Genomic DNA, 18,310 nt, shown 5'->3' with positions numbered 1-18,310 from the left:
CTACCGGCACTCGCCCGGCCCGCGCACCGTCGCCGTCGTCGCCGTCAGCGGCAGATCAGCGGCGCTGCGCCCGGCAAGGATCCGCCAGGAGCCCTCTTCGGTCCGCCAGGCGCCGGCGTCCGTGTCCCAGTGGCGCAGCATCCTCGCCGGTATCTCCACGGTTGCCGTCACCGTCTCCCCCGGCTCCGCGCGCACCGCCGTGAATCCCGCGAGCCAGCGGACGGGGCGCTCCACGGCGGAATCGGGCCGCGCGAGGTAGACCTGCACCACCTCACGTCCCGGCCGCACGCCGGTGTTGCGCAGCCGCACCTCCGCGAGCAGGGCCGCTCCCCGGCCGTGCGGGCCGGCGACCCGCAGCCGCTCGTAGCTCCAGGTGGTGTAGCCCAGGCCGTGGCCGAACCAGTACGCGGGCTCGTGCCCGGCCCGCAGCCAGGCCCGGTAGCCGATGTGCAAGCCCTCCTCGTAGACGAGTCGGCCGTCCTGCGGGCGGGTGCGTGTGACCGGCACGTCCGCGAGGGCGGCTCCCCATGTGGTGGGCAGGCGTCCGCCCGGTTCGGCCTGACCCAGGAGGACGTCGGCGAGCCCGGTCCCCGCTTCTTGTCCGGGGAACCACGAGAGCAGCACCGCCCCGGCCTCTTCCCGCCAGGGCATCTCCACCGGGCCGCCCGAGTTGACGACGACCACGGTGCGCGGATTGGCGGCGGCGACCGCCGAGACCAGCTCGTCCTGCCGGCCGGGAAGGGTGAGTGAGGTGCGGTCATGTCCCTCGGACTCGCTGCCCTCGGTGGTGCCGACCACGACCACGGCCACGTCCGCCTGCCGCGCGGCCTCGACCGCCTCGGACAACGCCTCTTCGGGGTCCGGCTCGGGCGCCGCGGCCGTCACCACGACGGCGCGGCCGGTGTCGGGGGCCAGCTCCCGGCGGGCCACGACATGCGCGGGCTGCCCGCCCGCGAGCCAGACCGAGGCGTGCCGGCGCGGCGGGTCGAGGTGAATGACCGCGGGGTCCTCGGTTTCCCGCGCGAACTCGCCTTCCACCAGCGGCTGTCCGTCCACGGCGAGACTCATCCGGCCGTAGCCGCCCACTCCGAACGTCCACTTTCCGTCGGCGGCCGGGCGCACCAGCGCGCTGATCTCCACGGTGTGGGCTTCCGGTGCGACCGGGGGTTCCAACTGCCGTCCGGAAAGGCGGTGTTCGGCGTACAGCTCACGGCCGGTCGCGGTCAGGACCCGTAGCAGCACACCGGGCTCCCCGGTGAGCGGGTTCTGGCACCGGGCGGGATCCAGCGGCAGGGGCAGCCCGCCCAGGTCCGGGCCCGGCGCGTGCAGCACTCTGGTCCGCCCGGGCAGGCGGGCCCTGATGCCGTCCAGCGGGGTGACGACGTCCGACGGGAAGACCCCGGCGCTGCCTCCTCCCTGCAACCGCGGTGCCGAGGCGTGCCGTCCGATGACCGCCACGCTGTGCAGTGCGGAGGCGTCCAGGGGCAGGACGTCCTCGTTGCGCAGCAGGACAGTGCCGGCCGCGACGGCCCGGCGCAGCAGTTGCCGGGCGGTGCCGCCCGGCCAGGCGCGCGGCGGGATACTCCGTGCGCTGCCAAGGGCGCCGACGCGGTCGGCCAGGGTGAGCAGGCGCACCACCTTGTCGTCGATCGCCTCCTGCGCAACACTTCCGCCGCGGACCGCCGCCACCAGAGCCGCACCCCACGGACTGTCCGGCCCCGGCATCGCGAGGTCCTGACCTGCCGCCGCGCTCTCGGCCGTCAGCCGCACGGCGCCCCAGTCGGAGACCACGGCGCCGTCGAACCCCCACTCTCCCTTCAGCGGTTCGGCAAGGAGTTCGTTGGCGGTCATCGTCGTGCCGTTGACGCCGTTGTAGGCGCTCATGACGAGCCACACGCCCGCGCGGACGGCGGCCTCGAACGGGGCCAGATACACCTCGCGCAGCGTCCGCTCGTCCACCCGTACGTCCAGGGTGAGCCGGTCGGTCTCCGAGTCGTTGGCCACATAGTGCTTGGCCGTCGCGGCAACCCCGTGGGCCTGGATGCCGCGGATGAGGGCGACTCCCGTGCGCGCGGCCAGCTCCGGATCCTCGGCCAGGCACTCGAAGTGGCGCCCTCCCAGCGGGGAGCGGTGGAGGTTCAAGGTGGGCGCCAGGACCGCGTGCACCTTCTTGCGCAGCGCCTCCAGGGCGAGCAGCTCGCCGAGTTCACCGGCCAGCTGCTCGTCCCACAGGGAACCGAGGGCGGAGGCGGAGGGCAGGAGCAGCGAGGGCCGGCGCTCGTCCCACTCCTCCCCCCGCACCCCGGCGGGACCGTCCGAGAAGACCATTTCCCGCAGCCCCAGCGCTGGTTCGGCACGGGTGCGCCACACCGTGGCTCCGGTCAGCAGACCCACCTTGCGCACCAGATCAAGGCTGTCCACCAGCTTCAGCAGTTCGTCCCGCGTCATCTCTTGCTCCTTCTGCCCCCGACGGGAAGCGGCGCCGGCGTTCAGATCACTTGTAGACGCCGAATTCGTAGAGCGAGTAGCCGTAGCCGGTGCCTCGCTGGGTGCCGTTGACCCGCACGTAGCGGCCGGAGCCGCTCACGTCGAAGTCGTCGATGCCGCCGTTGCCGGCGCTCACCTCGTGCACCGTCTTCCAGTCCCTGCCGTTGTCGGAGGTCTGGATCGTGTACGCCTTGGCGTACGAGGTCTCCCAGTTGAGCTGGACGTGCTTGAAGGAGGTGGTGGAGCCCAGGTCGACCTGGAGCCACTGGGGATCGCTCCAGTCGCTGGCCCAGCGTGTGCCGTTGTTGCCGTCGACGGCGTTCGCGGCGGTGCACGGGCAATCGCCGCTGCCGGGCTGGAAGGAGGAGGCGGTCGCGGTCTTGCCCAGGGCGACGTTCGTGCCGTTGACCGGCGGCGGCACCACGCGCACGGAGCGTGTCTCGATGCCGACGTTGCCCTTGCCGTCGCTGACCTTGACGTAGATCTTCCAGACGCCGGGCTTGTCCGGGGCGGTGACCTTCAGACGGCCCGATCCCTGGTTCGACACGGTCAGCGGGGTGAGGTCCTTGTTCTTGTCGATGTACATGCTGTTGGCCAGCACTTCGTAGGACAGCGCGTCGCCGTCCGGGTCGCTGACCTTGGTGGTGAGCGTGAGCGGGGCGCCCGCGGGGACCTTGCCCGCATCACCGTCGACGGTCAGATCAGCGATGACCGGCGGGGTGTTGTCACCGGCGGTGCTGCCCTTGTAGGCCTTCTTCACGGCGTAGTACGAAAGGCGCTTCTGGCCCGCGGGGAGCAGGTTGAACCAGACGCCGCCGAAGTCGTACTCCGTGCCGTAGTGGAACATCGTGGCACCCAGCGCGACACCCCGGTGACCGGTGACGCAGTCCCAGGCCTTGGTGTATCCGGCTGCCTTCGCCCGGTCGGTGGGCTCCTCGGGAACCCCGTTGGCGTCGTCGGGCACCTCCCACTCGCCCGCGGGCCCGGACTCCGTGACGATGTAGGGCTTGGTGTATCCGCCCTTCTCCCAGTCGGACTTGATGTCACACGCGGCGTTGTAGGAGTTGACCGCGTAGAGGTCCAGGTCGGGGGCGTTCTTCTTGTAGTAGGGCCAGGCCCCGGTCCAGGCGTCGGTGGAGGTGACGGGGTGGTTGGGGTCCACCGCGTGAATCTTCTTGGCGACGTCGTTGACGAAGGTCGTATAGGCGTTGCGCTGCTTCTCCAGCTCGTCACCGGCATAACAGTTCTGCAGGCCGAGCACCGACTCGTTGCCCACGTTCCACATCAGGACACCGGGATGGTCCTTGTAGGTGTCCACCCACTTGGGGAACTCCTGGAGCATCTGGTTCTTGTACGCGGTGTCCGTCAGGTAGTTGACACACCCGCCGCTGCCCGGTCCGCCGCCGGGCTGGAGCCAGAAGCCCGCGACGACCTTGATGCCATGAGCGGCCGCGGAGTCGAAGAGCGGCTTGCTGGAGGCGTCGGTGCCCCAGGTGCGGATGGTGTTGACGCCCATGGACCGCACATCGGGCATGTACTTGTCGGCATCGGCGACGGACGGGCCCCAGGTCAGGCCCTTGACCTGGTACGGGGAGCCGTCGACGGTCAGCTGCCAGTTGCCTTGCGAGCCGGTCACCTTCACGACGCTGCCGGCCGCGTGGGCCTGCTGTGCGGGCAGCACGAGCGCGCCTGCCACGAGCAGGCCGGCAGCCGCGGGGGCCACGAACCGTAGGGAGAGTGCGGTACCAGGTCTGGACATGGTGGTCTCCTGTGCGGGGGGGGGGAGGATGCGGAACGGGGGGGCACCTGCGAAGGGCGGAAGGGAGCCCCGCCCTTCGCAGGCCGGGGTCACGGCAGCTCGTAGTTCTCGTCGAGGGCCGCGCCCGCCTCGGGGTGCGTCTGGTCATAGCCGCGCGGGTCGCACTGCAGCCCGCCGACGATGCAGTGATCCACCAGCGCCTTCAGCGTCGCGTCGTCCCACGCGTTGAAGAAGTCGTAGTGGAAGGAGTGGCCGGTCCCGCTGGCCAGGCGGACCTTCGACATGTCCCCGTTGACGGGGAACGCCATCTTGAACTCGACCATCGGCAGGGCGACGGGGTGGCTCGTCGGGCACACATTGTCGTTCGTGCCGTTCTTGACCACCGGGTAGGACATGTGGCTCTGGTGGTCGGGTGAGTCCAGCGTCTTGCCGTCCCAGCAACTCGGGGCCTGGAAACGGATGTTCAGCTGCGTGTCCCGGCTCGTGGGGCAGTTCGCGGGGAAATCGACGTTGAAGTAACTCTCCCCGCACTCCCACCCCTCGACGAAGCCGGGGTGGTCACGGAACTCCTGCGCGCTCTGCATCGGGCTGCCGACGACGAACCTGAGCCCCTTGGGGAACGGCCGCACGCTCGTGTAGTCCGTGACCCCGGCCTTGTAGTAGATCGTCTGATCCCCTACGGGCCGGATCTCGTCGTCGCCGTTGTAGAGCGTGGGCATCCAGTACGCCGACCTGTCGCCGGGCGCGAGGCACTTGGTGGAGCCGGCGTCCAGCGAGGCCGTGGTGCTGTTCGCGTTCGTGGTGGTGTTGCCCATGAACGTGTGGTCGTGCGACTTGCCGGGCTGGCCGGGATAGACGATGGGGTCGTCGGGGGCGGTGTGCGTCACCGAACAGTGCGCCTGGAACTCGTGGAAGTAGCGGTGCGGCGGCGCTTCGGCGGACGGCTTCGCCGCCGTGACGGGCGACTTGGCGGGGATGTACCCGTCCGCGTCGGCGTCCTCCGCCGACATGCGGGTGGACGCGGCCATGGCGTGCCCCGCGTGTGACGCCTGCGCCTCCTGCGTCTGGGGCTGCGATGCGTTGTCGGCGCTCACCGCGATGCCGCCGATGCCCAGAGAGCTCAGTATCAGGGCGCCGGCGATCAGCGCTCCCGAGATCGTTTTCGATCTCCGTACCATGGAGACCTCCTGCCACGTGGAAAGGGATGGGGGGACCGGCCTGCCGGGAGCCGTGGCCGTGCGCTCCCGGACACCGGGCGGAGGGGCCGAGGGCGCCAACCGCGCACCCGTGGACACCTGTTGAGGAGCGCCCGGTCGAAATCGGAGTGTGGGAGAGCGCTCTCCCGGAGTGTTCCCATCGTGACGCGAGCGTGTCAAGAGACGGTGAACAACTACGTGCCGGCGGCGGGGGCCCGACGGCGCACGAATGAGGGACGAGACCGACCACGCCGCCGGAACACGCGAGTCAAGGGAGGTAAGTTCCTTGAGGTCAGCGGGTGTTGAGAGTTCGGCGTCGCGACTCCCCGGACCTCCGAGAACGGTTCGGCGCCGCTCGGCGGCAACTTGAAGCGCCGGATCACGAGCGTTGACGTATCGGTCGGGCGCGGGCAGGATGCCGTACGGGGAGAGCGCTCTCCTACAGACCGCAGGCCCATCGGGGAGTTACACCACTCCCCGATGGGCCTGCACTGCTCACCAAGACGCGAGGCTCACTGCAAGGCGAGACTCACCGGAACGTGTGGACCAACTCGATCTTGCCGACGATGTGGGCGTTGAACTCGTCGAGCTCCTCGGCCGGAACCCACAGTTCGAGGATCGTCCGGCCGCCCGCCTGCTGGACGGGGTAGCGGCGCAGGAACTCGGAGTCGACCTCGAAGCGCGTGACGTATCCGGAGCCGTCGTGCTTCACGTTCCAGTCCCTCGCGATCCTGATCGCGTAGTCCTCGTTGAGGACGGGATAGAAGATCGGCTGCTCGGGCAGCCGGGGCGGCCAGGCGCGCCAGTCCGACTCCCGGACCAGGTCCAGCTCCTTGGGGCCCGTCGGGCGCCACAGGGTCGTCGTCGCGGGCCGGCCGGTCATGAAGAATCCACCTCTGTGTAGGGGCCGCCGAAGCGGCTGGTCAGGAGGTGGACGATACCGGTGCGGCAGGGACGCGGGCCACGGGGTTAGCTGCCGGGCGCCGTCCCGTCGCGCGGATCCTTCTGCGCTCGGCGCTGGGCTTGCCCTTCGTGGATGTCGCTCACCCACTCCCAGCCAGGCTTGGCCGACGGGCCAAGGCGCGGGTCGCTGGGCACTTGGGCATCACGCAGGGCGTACAAATACGCTCGATCCTGTTTGAACCTCGCGCGTACCTGATCAGCCCGGCCGACGGACCCGTGACCGGGGATGACGACATCAATGTCGTCCGCCAGGTCCTCGAGCAGCCCAAGACCGACGAGGTAGTCCTCAATCGGCTCAGGAGTGTCGTCAAGCATCGGAATGAGGACATCGGAGAGCATGTCGCCGGCGACGAGTACCCTGCGCTCTTCGATCAACAGCGCCGCGTGGCCCGGGGCATGCGCCGGATGCTCGATGATCCGGACCCTGGGGCCGTCCCACGGAATCTCCGCGGTTCCGGCAGGCAGACCTGAGATGAGGCCGAACAGGTCCAGCGGTACGTCCTCGGCGATTTCCGGCGGCAGCCCCTCGGCGGCGCGCGCCTTCCAGTCCGGTTTCGACCGCACGTCTTGCATGAAGGCCGCACAGCGGGCCGTGCCGTAACGCGGCGCTTCGCCGAGTTCGGCATGCCAGAGAACGTGATCCCAATCAGGGTGCGTCGCGAAGCCTGCGACGACGGGCCGGCCCAACTTCCGCAGGTCGTTCGCCAGGCAGACCATTTCGTCGCCGGTGATCCCGGCGTCCACGAGGAGCACGCCGTCCCCGCCCTGCACGACAACGGTGTTGTTCTCCAGCAACTCGCTCCGGTGGACCAGCACACCCTCCGCCACCTGCTCCAGCATGGGGCTCCTCCCGATTGTGGTCCGCGACCGCGCTCGACCGGTACCCGGTCGCCGCTCCTGCCCGAGATCGAACTCCCGGGCACGGTCTGCCGCGAAAACCCTGCCGGAGAGTCTGGCGGACACCACCCTCGACGGCAACGGTGAACGCGGCTGGAGCAGATCCGCCGTGAGGCGCCGTCAGCCGCCGTCGCACCGGAGGTCGGCGGGCCGCATGTAGCCGAGCTTCTGGCCGTTGTCGGTGCGCGAGACCTGCCACAGGGCGTCCGTGCCCTGGCGGGTGCCGTTCACCGGAATGCCCGGATCGAGATGGCCGACGATCTCGGTCCACGGGTTGTCCCCGGCGTAGATCGGGGCATCGGCGTGGGTGGCGAAGCAGGTGCCGCCGGCCGCGGCGGTACCGCCGAGCATCGGCAGAGTCAGCAGGCTCAGTGCAAGGACGGCCGCGATGCGCGTGGCGCTCCTGCGGGCCTGTCGGGTGCGGGACATGCGGGTCCTCCTTGTGCGGGCGGGTGCTCCACGTGTTCCGCCGGAGCGTGTGATGGCGACGGGGCCGGAAAGTGTGCGTTCCGGCCCCGGGTACGTCGCCTCAGAGTCCCTGCGTGCTGGAGATGTCAGGGGCGACCACACCGCTGTCCGCGCCGGGCGCCGGCGCATCACTGTCGACCCACCGCTCGGCCTCGCCGAGGTCGTCGACCATCTCCGCCGCGTGGGCGGGCTCCTTCGTGTCCGCCGCCGTGTCCGCTCCCGGCGGCGGGCTGATCGCGGCGATGACCGCTCCCGCGGCGAGAGAGGCAACGGCCAGTACGCTTCGCTTCTTCATACCGGGGTCAACTCCCGACGCCCGGAAAGGGCACGGCCTGCCCACGGAGATCACCACAGCGGACGCCCTCGCTTCCGGCCCGGGCCGGGGGTGGCGCGCCGACGCACGCCCCCTACGCTGTGCGGATGTTGGTCTACGCCCCGGCGGCGCTCCTCTTTCTCATTTTCTGCGTGCGCGTGGTGCGTGAGCGCAGGAAGTTCAGCAATGCCGTGATTCTGGGGCTCGCCGCGCTGTGCGGTGTCGCGGCCTGGGTGTTCCAACTGGTCAAGCACGGACCGGCATCAGGTCAGGCGGTCGCGTGGACGGTGCTCGTGCTGGGGTCACTGGGCATTCTCGTACTGACATGTCTGCTGTTCCTCAACGGCCTGCAGATGGTGCGCAAGGAGGGCAGGAGCCCCACCAACCTGCTCTCGTTGCTGGCCGCCTTGTGCATCCTGGCTGTCGTGGGGCTGGTGGTCACGGCCGTGGTCGTGCGGACGCCGGTGTGGGTCGGGGTGGGGACGGCGGCCGGTGGTCTTTCCGTCTACCTCTCGTTCCTGTTCCTGAGCTTCGTCTGCTACGCGTTCCTCTACGGGCGGCTGCGGGTGCACCGCGATGCCGACTACGTGGTGGTACTCGGCTCGGGGCTCATCGGCGGCTCGACCGTGCCGCCCCTGCTTGCCAGCCGTCTCAAGCGGGCGCAATCGGTGCATGCGCGGCTTTCCGAGCGGGGCGAAGCACCGGTGCTGATCACGTCGGGGGGCCAGGGGCCGGACGAGGACCTGCCGGAGTCACACGCCATGGCCGACTACCTGATCGACCGCGGGTTTCCCGCCGCCCTGATCGAGCGGGAGGACCGCTCGACGACGACGGACGAGAACCTGAAGTACAGCAAGGCGATCATGGAAAAGGCGCGGCCGGACTACCGGTGCGTCATCGTCACGAACAACTACCACGCCTTCCGCGCCGCGGTCACCGCTCGCCGGACCGGGATCAACGGCCAGGTGGTGGGCTCCCCCACCGCCGCGTACTTCTGGCCCACCGCGACGATCCGCGAATTCACCGCGCTCCTCGTCGCCTACCGGCGGACCAACCTGGTCATCTGCCTGCTGGTGCTCCTCGGCGGGGTGCTCGCCTGGTGGGCACAGCAGAACGGCTCCTTGTGACCTCCGGTCTCCCCTGCCCGGCGGCTGGACCCTCACTCCGAGACTGCGCTGGTGCTGGCGGTCGGTGGCCCGGGCTCATGCACCGGGCGGTCAGCGGCGGGGTTTGCCGCGCTTGCTGCTCTTCGATCCGCCGCTCTTCGAGGCGCCGCCTGAAGAGCTCCGCGGGTTCTTGCCGGGCTTGCCCGTCTTTCCGGTCGGCTTGCCCGCCGTGGGCTTGCGGCGGGCGCCGTCCTTGGCGGGGCTCTTGCGCTTCGACTGGTCCGGAGCCGGAGCGGCGGGCTGCGTGCGGCCCCGTGAGCTGTTGACCGTGCGGCCCCGGACGATGCCGATGAAGTCCTCGACCAGGTCCGTGGTCGCGTCCTCCGGCCAGGACAGCGCGACCCGCGATTCGGGAGCCTCGGTGAGCGGGCGGTAGGTGAGGTCCTTGCGGTGGTGCAGGCGGGCGAGCGACTGGGGGACGATCAGGACGCCTACGCCTGCGGCCACCAGTTCGATGGCGTCCGCCGTCGTATCGGGGCGCTCGTTCGCGGGGCGGCCCGGCAGCCGCCCGCTCTGCCAGTCGAGGGTGTCGTCGAGGGGGTGCAGCACGATCTCGTCGGCCAGGTCCTCCGGGGACACCTCGTCGACCGCCGCGACGACGTGGTCCTTGGGGATCACGACGACCGTCGCCTCGGTGTAGAGGGGGATCGCGCTGAGGTCGGGTGCGTCGACCGGGAGCCGCACGAAACCGGCGTCGGCGCCGCGGCCGCGCAGGAGCTCGAACGCCTCGGTGGGAGCCACCGCGACAAGGGTCAGCGGCACGTCGGGCAGCCGCTCGTTCCAGATCCGCACCCACTTGGTGGGCGTCACCCCCGGGACATACGCGAGCCTGAACGAAGGGGTTACTTGCGAGTCTGTCACTCCGCCAGGTTACCGGTCGTGGTCGGCGGTAGCTCACACGCTCGATACCCTGGTGACCATGACGTCGCACCAGACCGCCCAGACCATGAAGCCCGCGACCGCGGCGAAGAAGCTGGGTGTGTACCTCGAGGCCACCCCCGCCGAATTCCAGGAGGGTGTCGTCTCGCGCACCGAGCTGAGCACCCTGCAGGCCGAGCCGCCCGAGTGGCTGCAGGAGCTGCGCCGCAACGGCCCGCACCCCCGGCCGGTCGTCGCGTCCAAGCTCGGTGTCTCCATCGCCGGTCTCGCGCGCGGCGGGGTCACCGAGGCCCTCACCACGGAGCAGATCGACGCGCTGAAGACGGACAACCCGGAGTGGCTGCAGAAGGAGCGCGCCACCCAGGCCGAGGTCCGCAAGGAAACGGTACGCATCAAGGAGAAGAACGCGGCCGAGCAGGAGCGCCGCTCGCGTTCCTGAACATCGCCCTGATTCGAGCCCCCGGCCCCTGACACGATCAGCCGGGGGCTCAGTCATGCGCGGCCGCCCTGGTCAGCGGCGCGCGGGCCGCGCGCCCGCCTGGATGCCCGGACCCCGTGCCGGGCGCGGCCAGGGCCCCTGCGATCCTGATGGCGTGGTCCTCACCCCCGCCGTCCCGGAACCGATAACCGCCGATCCGCCCGCCGCCTCCTCCACCGAGAACCCGCTGCTGACGCAGTCGTGGCTGGACCTGGCCTTCGTGCACTGGGCCGTGGACCCCGCGGACGTGGCGCCCCTCCTCCCGGCCGGGACGGTTCCCGATCTGCACGACGGGGCGACCTACGTGGGCCTCGTCGCGTTCCGCATGCACCGGGTCGGCTGGTTCCGGCTGCCCGGCATCCCCTATCTGGGTACGTTTCCCGAGACCAATGTGCGCCTCTACTCGGTGGACGCCCACGGCCGCCGCGGGGTCGTCTTCCGCTCCCTGGATGCCTCGCGCCTGATTCCGGTGGCCGTCGCGCGCGGTGCCTTCCGGCTGCCGTACCAGTGGTCGCGGATGAGTATCCGGCACAGCGGCGACACCGTCACGTACACCAGTGCCAGGCGCTGGCCGGGGCCGCGCGGCGCGCACAGCCGGATCGCGGTGCGGGTGGGCGAGCGGGTCGAGGAGCCCACCGATTTCGAGCATTTCCTGACGGCCCGGTGGGGCATGCACAACACGTTCTTCGGGCGGCAGATGTTCCTGCCGAACGCGCATCCGCGCTGGCCGCTGCACCGGGCGGACCTGATCGAGTGCGACGAGGACCTGGTGACGGCCGCGGGGTTGCCACGGCCGGCCGGGGAGCCGGTGAGCGTGCTGTATTCGCCGGGCGTTCCGGTCCGTTTCGGGCGGCCGGCCAGGCCCGGCGGCATCCCGACTCCCTGACGGGCGGCGCCGGGCGTACAGCTGCCTCGGTACGCCTCACAGCGAGGTCGGCACGACGAACAGGCCCCAGGTGACGAGTGGGCCGATGACGGCGATGCCGAGTCCCCAGGCCATGAGACGGCGGAAGACGAAGTCGCGTTGGTCGGCCGGGGTGTTGGCGGTCACCAGGGCGCCACTGGTGGAGAACGGCGAGGCGTCCACCACGGACGCGGAGATGGCCAGTGCGGTGATGAGTCCGACGGCTCCGACCTCGCCGGCCAGCAGGAAGGGCACGGCCAGCGGGATCAGGGCGCCGAGCATGCCGGTGGTCGAGGCGAAGGCGGAGACCAGGGCGCCGATGAGGCAGATCAGCAGGGCGCCGACGAGGGGCGCCTGGATGGAGGCGACCTGCTTGCCGAGGTAGTCGATGGTGCCCATGCGCTCCATCTGGCTGACGTAGGTGACGATGCCGCAGACCAGGAGCACGGTGGACCACGCGCACCGGTCCACGGCGCCGGTGACCGACTTCGGTGAGACGAGGGAGAGGACGACGGTGATGGTGAGCGCCATGAGGCCGACGTCGAGGTCGAAGAAGAGCGCTCCGGCGACGAGGCCGAGCAGTCCGAGGAGGGTGAGCGCGCGCGGGCCGTCGAGTTTGAGGGGTTCCTCGGGAGCGGCCGTGGAGGTGGTGACGGTTGCGGTGGTTGCGGTGGTTGCGGCGGCGAGGGTGCGCCGGGGTGCCCCGCCCGACCCGTCCGACCCGCCCGCCTCGACCAGCTCGCCCCGCTCGCCGCCGGGCGGCGGAGGACCGTCGCGCCGCTCGCTGCCGCCGCTCCCCCCACCGCCGCCGCTGTACGTCTGTGCGCGTTGCCCGAGCAATTTCCGTCCGCCGAAGGCGAAGAAGACGATGACGCAGAGCATCACGTTGAACAGGAACGAGGCGGTGAACAGCAGGGCGGGGTTGCCCGGCAGGTGGTTCCGCTCGACCACATTGTTGGTGATGCTGCCGAACACGCCGATCGGCGAGAAGCCTCCCGCGCTGGCTCCGTTGGCGATGAGCAGGCCCATGAGCACGGGGTTGATGCCGTAGGCGGCGGCGAAGCCGAGGCCGATGGGGGCGACGATGCCGACCGCTGCCGGGGTGACCGCGCCGACCGCTGTGAGCAGGGCGGTGACGAGGAACATGACCCAGGGATCAGGGCGATGCGGCCGTGCACGGCTTTGACCGCCGCGTTGACGAGCCAGTCCACGGTGCCGTTGTTCTTCGCTACGGCGAACAGAAGTGTGACGCCGACCAGGACGACGAACAGGTCGCCGGGGAAGCCGGAGAAGAGGTCGTCCGTCGATTCGTCCGCCACGGTGGAGCCGACGACGAAGGCGGCCACGAGGGCCAGTGCGCCCAGGTGGACGGCGGAGAAGGTGGCGATGGTGAAGACAAGGACCAGGGCGATGATGGAGATGACTTGATCTGACACGAGGGCTCCCTTGCCGTCGGCCGATGGTCATGTCGCGGTGCGCCGGGACGTGTGTCGAGGGGTGCGCGCGGCGCCGGGGAGTGCGCGGTACATGAGGGTGCGCACAGACGTCTCCCCGGGACCGAAGGACCCCAGGGGAGATGATTAATTCCGCCTGACGGAATTTAGCTTTCGCAATGGGGAGTATTGAAGCGGGCTTCGCGGGGCGTCAAGGGGCGTGCCCGAATGCGTTGCGCGGGCCCGGTCCGCTAGCTCCCGGCCGCGGACCCGCCCGCAGGACCGTCCGCGCCGCCCTGTCGGGGATGCCCCAGAGCCGCGCTGACCTGCCGCGCCGTCTCGCTCACCAGCGCGCCGTACTCGGCGCTCGCCTCGGGTGTCATCCGGCTCGTCGGCATGTTGACGCTGATGCTCGCGACCGGCGCCCCCGACTCGTCCCACACGGCGGCGGCGACCGCGGACACGTCGTCGCGCCATTCCCCGCCGTTGGTGGCGTATCCCCGCTCCCTGATCCGCGCGAGTTCGGCAAGGAGCCGTTCCCGGTCCGTGATGGTCGAGCCGGTGAATCCCTCCAGGCCCAGGTCCAGTTGACGCTCGATGGTCTCCCGGGAGCTCGCCGCGAGAACCGCCTTGCCGTTCGCGGAGGCGTGGATGGGCAGTTGAGTGCCGAGGGCCAAGATGATCCGTACCGGCTTGGAGGTCTCCAGGCGCTCGATGAGCACCACCCGGTCGCCGTCCGGGACGGTCAGGTGAACCGTCTCGTCGATGCGCCGCCGCAGCTCTTCCATCAGCGGCACGGCGACGTCGCGCAGGCTCAGCTCCCCCGTCGCGCGGCGCCCGACCTGCAACGCCTTGGTGGTCACGACCCAGCGGGTGACCTCTCCCCCGGCCGGGCGGATCCAGCCCGCCTCGTGCAGCGTGCGCAGGGCGCGCTGCGCCGAGCTCTTGGGCAGTTCCAGGCTGCGGGCCAGGTCCGCGACCCCGACCGGCTGGCGCGCCGCGACCTCTTCGAGCACCCGAAGTGCGTTGAGAACGCTCTGCATCCGTTGACTCCCCACGCGGTCGGCCCTACGCTCCCTGTGCCACTTTACGACACACCGTGCCACAATGCGGCACGCTTCTCAAGGGAGTTGGCCACAGTGACCTACCGATCCGGGCGGCACTTCCTGCAGATACCGGGCCCCACCAACGTTCCCGACCAGGTCCTCCGCGCCATATCGGCACCGACCATCGACCACCGGGGACCCGAATTCGCCGCTCTGACCACGGAGTTGCTCGACGCGCTGAAACCGGTCTTCGGCACCACCGGCCCCGTCGTGGTCTTCCCCGGCTCCGGCACCGGCGCCTGGGAAGCGGCCCTGGTCAACACACTCAGCACCGGCGACCGGGTGCTGCACGTGGAGACCGGCCACTTCGCCACGCTCTGGCAGCAGATGGCCGCCGGCCTCGGTCTCCTGGTCGACTTCGTGCCCGGCGACTGGCGCCACGGCGCATCGCCCGAGGCCATCGCCGATCACCTCACGGCCGACAGCGCTCGTACGATCAAGGCCGTCTGCGTGGTGCACAACGAGACGTCGACCGGCGTGACCAGCCGGATTCCCGAGATCCGACGGGCGATGGACGCCACGGGACACCCGGCGCTGCTGCTCGTCGACACCATCTCCTCGCTGGGTTCGATCGACTACCGGCACGACGAATGGGGCGTCGACGTCACGATCGCCGGATCCCAGAAGGGGCTGATGCTCCCGCCGGGGCTCGGTTTCAACGCGGTGAGCGAGAAGGCCCTCGCCGCCTCCCGCACCGCGCGGCTGCGCAAGTCCTACTGGGACTGGCAGCCCTACATCGAGGCCAACCGGCGCGGCTTCTTCCCCTACACCCCCGCCACCAACCTGCTCTACGGTCTCGCCGAAGCGCTGCGGATGCTGCAGGCGGAGGGGCTGCCCGCGGTCTTCGCGCGGCACGAGCGGCATGCGGCCGCGACCCGGGCGGCCGTGCGCGGCTGGGGACTTGAGGTGCTGTGCGCCGACGAACGCGAGCACTCGTCCTCGCTGACGGCGGTGCTCCTGCCCGATGACCAGGACGCCGACAAGGTACGGAAGATCATCCTTGAGCGGTTCGACATGTCCCTGGGCGCGGGCCTCGGCAGGCTCGCCGGACGCGTGTTCCGCATCGGCCACCTCGGGCACCTGGGCGATCTGACGCTGGCGGGCACGCTCGCCGGAGTGCAGATGGGCCTGCAACTGGCCGGGGTGCGCATCGACCCCGGCGGCCTCGCCGAAGCCCTGGACGTCCTGCGCGCCGAGTGACGGCGGGCCCGCGCCCGTCGAACTCCCCATCTTGCCGAGGAGGCTGCCGAGCATGACCGTCACCGAGGGCGAGAGCCCCGCGCACGAAAACGCCGAGAGCCGGGATCAGGCCCGCGCTCTCGAGCAGGACCTGGCCAGGGATCTAGACGGCGAGGTCCAGTTCGACGACTACACCCGGCACCTGTTCGCCAGGGACGCGAGCATGTACGCCATCACGCCGATGGGTGTGGTCTTTCCCCGGCACGCCGACGACGTCGCCGCGGCGGTCGCGGCGGCGGCCGCCCACCGGGTGCCCGTCGTACCGCGCGGGGCCGGCACCAGCCTGGCGGGCCAGACCGTGGGGCCCGGTCTGGTCCTGGATCTGTCCCGGCACATGAACCGCATCGTGGAACTCGATGAAGGCAGCGCTACGGCCCTGGTCGAGGCCGGTGTCGTACAGGACCAGCTCAATCGGGCCGCGAGCCCGTGGGGGCTGATGTTCGGCCCGGACACCTCGACCAGCAACCGCGCCACCATCGGCGGGATGATCGGCAACAACTCGGCGGGCAGCGGGTCGGTGCGCTACGGCATGACCATCGACCACGTCCGCGAACTCGACGTGGTGCTCGCCGAGGGCAGCCGGGCGGCCTTCGGCCGGGTCGACGAGGCCGAACGCGCCCGCCGCGCCGGGCAGCCGACGCTCGAGGGCGCCCTCTACCGGGAGCTCCCCGAGATCGTCCGGGCCAATGCCGCGGCCATCGCCGAGGGCTTCCCCGAACACTGGCGCCGCGCCTGCGGCTACCGCCTGGACCGCCTCGCACGCGAGGACGCCTCCTTCGACCTGGCCAAGTTCGTCGTCGGCTCGGAGGGGACCCTGGCCGTCGCCACCACCGCCCTCGTCGACCTGGTGCCCAAGCCGAGCCGCACCGTGATCGCCGTGGGCCACTTCACCTCCGTGGCGGGAGCCATCGCCGGCACCCAGGACGCGCTGGCCTGCGATCCGGCCGCCGTGGAGCTGATGGACCGTACGATCCTCGACCTGTCCCGGCGCAAGATCGAGTACGCGGCGCTCGGCGACATCCTCGAAGGGCAACCCGAAGCCCTGCTCTTCGTCTCCTTCACCGGCGACGACGAAGCCGAACTCCTTGAGCGCATGCGCCGGCTCACCCAGCTCTGGTCCCGCCACGGGCACGGCTACCACACCCTCCAGGCGATCACCCCGGCCCAGCAGTCGTCCCTCCTGAAGGTCCGCAAGGCCGGGCTCGGCCTGCTGATGGCCGCCAGCGAGGGCACCAAGCGCCCGCTGGCCTTCGTCGAGGACACCGCGGTCGACCCGGTGCATCTGGCCGACTACACCCGCAGGTTCAAGGACGTCCTGGACCGCCACGGGATGACGGCCGGGTTCTACGGCCACTGCTCGGTGGGCTGTCTGCACATCCGGCCCTATCTCGACCTCACCGATCCGGCGGACGTCGGCCGGATGCGCGCGGTCGCCCGCGAGGTCAAGGACCTGGTCGCCGAGTACGGCGGTGTCAACTCCAGCGAGCACGGCGACGGTCTGGCCCGCAGCGAGTTCAACCGGGAGATCTTCGGCGAGCAGCTGTACGAGGCGATGCGCCAGGTCAAGCGGCTCTTCGACCCCGACGGCGTCCTGAACCCCGGCAAGATCGTGGACGCGGCGCCGATGACGGAGAACCTGCGCGACGCGGCGCTGCCGCCCGCCGAACCGCTGCGCACCCGCCTTTCCTTCGAAGTCGTGGGCGGGGGCGGCATGCGGGCCGCGGCCGACCGGTGCATGAACATCGGCCTGTGCCGCAAGTCCGGCAACGGCGCCATGTGCCCCTCGTACATGGCCACCCGCAAGGAGGAGGACTCCACCCGCGGCCGGGCGGGCGCCCTGGTCAAGGCGCTGTCCGAGCCCGACCCGAAGGCCGCGCTCGGGGACGAGCGGCTGCACGAGATCCTCGACCTGTGCCTGATGTGCAAGGCGTGCAAGAGCGAATGCCCGCTCGGCGTCGACATGGCCACGCTCAAGAGCGAGACCCTCTCGCACTACCACGACACCCATGGCGTGCCGCTGCGCTCCCGCCTGTTCGGTGCCATCCGGCTCCTGAACCGCCTGGGCTCGGCGACCGCCCCGCTGTCCAATCTGCCCGGGCGCATCGCCCCGGTGCGCCGCCTCATGGACCGCCTGGCCGGCATCGCCCCGCAGCGGCCGCTGCCGGTGTTCGTGCGCCGCAATCTGCTGCGCTGGTTCCGGCGCAGGACGCCCGGCGGGCACCCGGTCACCCGGGGCACCGTCACCTATCTGGCCGACTCCTTCACCACGTACACCGAGCCGGGCATCGGCCGGGCGGCCATCGAGCTGATGGAGCGGGCGGGGTGGCAGGTGCGCCTGGAGAGCGGGGGCTGCTGCGGTCGCTCCAGTCTCTCCAAGGGCCTGGTCGACGACGCGAAGAACAAGGCGCGCCGACTGGCCCGCACTCTGCGGGAGTCGACCGAACCCGGCTCACCGATCGTGGGCTGCGAGCCCTCGTGTCTGATGACGCTGCGCGACGAACACCGGGCGCTGCTGCCGGACGACACCGCCGTCAAGGACGTCGCCGGACGGGTCCGCCAGGTCGAGGAGCTGCTCGTGGAGGCCATCGACGACGGGCGGCTGCGGCTGCGCGAGAACTCCTGGCTCGCCGGGCGCAAGCTGCTCTACCACGGGCACTGCCACCAGAAGGCGGAGGTGGGCACGGCCGCGACCGTCGCGCTCCTCAAGAGGATCCCCGGTGTGTCGGTGTCCGAACTGGACGCCGGGTGCTGCGGGATGGCCGGTTCCTTCGGCTTCGAGTCCGAGCACTACGAGGTGTCGATGACGGTCGGCGAGGACCGTCTGTTCCCCGCGATCGAGGCGGAGGACGGCGACACGGTCGTGGTCGCCACGGGCGTCTCCTGCCGCCAGCAGATCTTCCACGGGACCGAGCGCGACGCCTGGCATCCCGTGCAGCTGCTGCAAGAGGCGGTGGAACCGGCCTGAGCCCGCGAGCGGCCGTGGTGCGCGAGAACCCCGGCCGCCCTTGCACACGGTCAGATC

14 protein-coding genes and 1 pseudogene are annotated in these 18,310 nt (G+C 70.6%); 5 read left to right on the top strand and 10 right to left on the bottom strand.

What is annotated here, in order from left to right; translation table 11 throughout:
• From ACWFR3_RS33715 to ACWFR3_RS33685, 7 genes are all read right to left on the bottom strand, one after another.
• Positions 1-2,448 carry a glycoside hydrolase family 3 C-terminal domain-containing protein gene (locus ACWFR3_RS33715; RefSeq protein ID WP_453738480.1) on the bottom strand — a complete coding sequence of 816 codons (2,448 nt, stop codon included), beginning with the start codon at positions 2,446-2,448 and terminating at the stop codon, positions 1-3.
• 46 nt (positions 2,449-2,494) lie between these two features.
• A complete protein-coding gene (locus tag ACWFR3_RS33710; RefSeq protein ID WP_453738479.1) occupies positions 2,495-4,246 on the bottom strand; it encodes a discoidin domain-containing protein in 1,752 nt (583 codons plus the stop codon).
• 89 nt (positions 4,247-4,335) lie between these two features.
• Positions 4,336-5,424 carry a DUF1996 domain-containing protein gene (locus ACWFR3_RS33705; RefSeq protein WP_453738478.1) on the bottom strand — a complete coding sequence of 363 codons (1,089 nt, stop codon included), beginning with the start codon at positions 5,422-5,424 and terminating at the stop codon, positions 4,336-4,338.
• A 547-nt stretch (positions 5,425-5,971) separates the two neighbouring features.
• Positions 5,972-6,325 carry a hypothetical protein gene (locus ACWFR3_RS33700; protein ID WP_453738477.1) on the bottom strand — a complete coding sequence of 118 codons (354 nt, stop codon included), beginning with the start codon at positions 6,323-6,325 and terminating at the stop codon, positions 5,972-5,974.
• A gap of 86 nt (positions 6,326-6,411) precedes the next feature.
• Entirely contained in the window at positions 6,412-7,245 is an 834-nt protein-coding gene (locus tag ACWFR3_RS33695; protein WP_453738476.1) for an MBL fold metallo-hydrolase, read from the bottom strand.
• A 177-nt stretch (positions 7,246-7,422) separates the two neighbouring features.
• Complete coding sequence (locus tag ACWFR3_RS33690; protein ID WP_453738475.1) at positions 7,423-7,731, bottom strand: hypothetical protein; 309 nt, start codon at positions 7,729-7,731, stop codon at positions 7,423-7,425.
• Between the two features lie 100 nt (positions 7,732-7,831).
• Positions 7,832-8,065, bottom strand: a complete 234-nt coding sequence (locus ACWFR3_RS33685; RefSeq protein ID WP_453738474.1) for a hypothetical protein — start codon at positions 8,063-8,065, stop codon at positions 7,832-7,834.
• Positions 8,066-8,190: 125 nt separating this feature from the next.
• Here ACWFR3_RS33685 and ACWFR3_RS33680 point away from each other — a divergent pair, with 125 nt between their 5' ends.
• Positions 8,191-9,210, top strand: coding sequence for a YdcF family protein (locus ACWFR3_RS33680; RefSeq protein WP_453738473.1), 1,020 nt, complete (start codon positions 8,191-8,193; stop codon positions 9,208-9,210).
• 90 nt (positions 9,211-9,300) lie between these two features.
• Here the strand turns inward: ACWFR3_RS33680 and ACWFR3_RS33675 are convergent, their stop codons facing one another.
• Positions 9,301-10,110, bottom strand: coding sequence for a LysR family substrate-binding domain-containing protein (locus ACWFR3_RS33675; protein WP_453738472.1), 810 nt, complete (start codon positions 10,108-10,110; stop codon positions 9,301-9,303).
• A gap of 58 nt (positions 10,111-10,168) precedes the next feature.
• Between ACWFR3_RS33675 and ACWFR3_RS33670 the strand changes: the two genes are divergently transcribed.
• Positions 10,169-10,567, top strand: a complete 399-nt coding sequence (locus ACWFR3_RS33670; RefSeq protein WP_453738471.1) for a DUF5997 family protein — start codon at positions 10,169-10,171, stop codon at positions 10,565-10,567.
• Between the two features lie 103 nt (positions 10,568-10,670).
• Positions 10,671-11,492: a YqjF family protein gene (locus ACWFR3_RS33665; protein WP_453738509.1), complete on the top strand. Its 822-nt coding sequence runs from the start codon at positions 10,671-10,673 to the stop codon at positions 11,490-11,492.
• Positions 11,493-11,528: 36 nt separating this feature from the next.
• On the opposite strand, the pseudogene ACWFR3_RS33660 reads toward ACWFR3_RS33665, so the two are convergent.
• Both ACWFR3_RS33660 and ACWFR3_RS33655 read right to left on the bottom strand, forming a co-directional pair.
• Positions 11,529-12,946: pseudogene (locus tag ACWFR3_RS33660) on the bottom strand (SLC13 family permease).
• Positions 12,947-13,194: 248 nt separating this feature from the next.
• A complete protein-coding gene (locus tag ACWFR3_RS33655) occupies positions 13,195-13,986 on the bottom strand; it encodes an IclR family transcriptional regulator (RefSeq protein ID WP_453738470.1) in 792 nt (263 codons plus the stop codon).
• A 96-nt stretch (positions 13,987-14,082) separates the two neighbouring features.
• On the opposite strand from ACWFR3_RS33655, the gene ACWFR3_RS33650 reads away from it, so the two are divergent.
• Complete coding sequence (locus ACWFR3_RS33650) at positions 14,083-15,249, top strand: pyridoxal-phosphate-dependent aminotransferase family protein (protein ID WP_453738469.1); 1,167 nt, start codon at positions 14,083-14,085, stop codon at positions 15,247-15,249.
• A gap of 52 nt (positions 15,250-15,301) precedes the next feature.
• Positions 15,302-18,253 (top strand): FAD-binding and (Fe-S)-binding domain-containing protein, encoded by a 2,952-nt coding sequence (locus tag ACWFR3_RS33645; RefSeq protein WP_453738468.1) that lies wholly within the window; start codon positions 15,302-15,304, stop codon positions 18,251-18,253.
• Positions 18,254-18,310: the final 57 nt, after the last annotated feature.

It is taken from the genome of Streptomyces sp. NPDC055189 (assembly GCF_053606765.1).
The sequence above is the reverse complement of the archived record's forward strand: the minus strand, read 5'-3'. Positions and strand labels throughout refer to the sequence as shown.

Excerpts from the sequence above, each read along its gene's own strand:
- ACWFR3_RS33685 (WP_453738474.1), bottom strand. The coding sequence starts at position 8,065 with ATGAAGAAGCGAAGCGTACTGGCCGTTGCCTCTCTCGCCGCGGGAGCG.
- ACWFR3_RS33655 (WP_453738470.1), bottom strand. The coding sequence starts at position 13,986 with ATGCAGAGCGTTCTCAACGCACTTCGGGTGCTCGAAGAGGTCGCGGCG.
- ACWFR3_RS33705 (WP_453738478.1), bottom strand. The coding sequence starts at position 5,424 with ATGGTACGGAGATCGAAAACGATCTCGGGAGCGCTGATCGCCGGCGCC.
- ACWFR3_RS33645 (WP_453738468.1), top strand. The coding sequence starts at position 15,302 with ATGACCGTCACCGAGGGCGAGAGCCCCGCGCACGAAAACGCCGAGAGC.
- ACWFR3_RS33680 (WP_453738473.1), top strand. The coding sequence starts at position 8,191 with ATGTTGGTCTACGCCCCGGCGGCGCTCCTCTTTCTCATTTTCTGCGTG.
- ACWFR3_RS33695 (WP_453738476.1), bottom strand. The coding sequence starts at position 7,245 with ATGCTGGAGCAGGTGGCGGAGGGTGTGCTGGTCCACCGGAGCGAGTTG.
- ACWFR3_RS33665 (WP_453738509.1), top strand. The coding sequence starts at position 10,671 with ATGCCCGGACCCCGTGCCGGGCGCGGCCAGGGCCCCTGCGATCCTGAT.
- ACWFR3_RS33715 (WP_453738480.1), bottom strand. The coding sequence starts at position 2,448 with ATGACGCGGGACGAACTGCTGAAGCTGGTGGACAGCCTTGATCTGGTG.
- ACWFR3_RS33670 (WP_453738471.1), top strand. The coding sequence starts at position 10,169 with ATGACGTCGCACCAGACCGCCCAGACCATGAAGCCCGCGACCGCGGCG.
- ACWFR3_RS33710 (WP_453738479.1), bottom strand. The coding sequence starts at position 4,246 with ATGTCCAGACCTGGTACCGCACTCTCCCTACGGTTCGTGGCCCCCGCG.
- ACWFR3_RS33700 (WP_453738477.1), bottom strand. The coding sequence starts at position 6,325 with ATGACCGGCCGGCCCGCGACGACGACCCTGTGGCGCCCGACGGGCCCC.
- ACWFR3_RS33690 (WP_453738475.1), bottom strand. The coding sequence starts at position 7,731 with ATGTCCCGCACCCGACAGGCCCGCAGGAGCGCCACGCGCATCGCGGCC.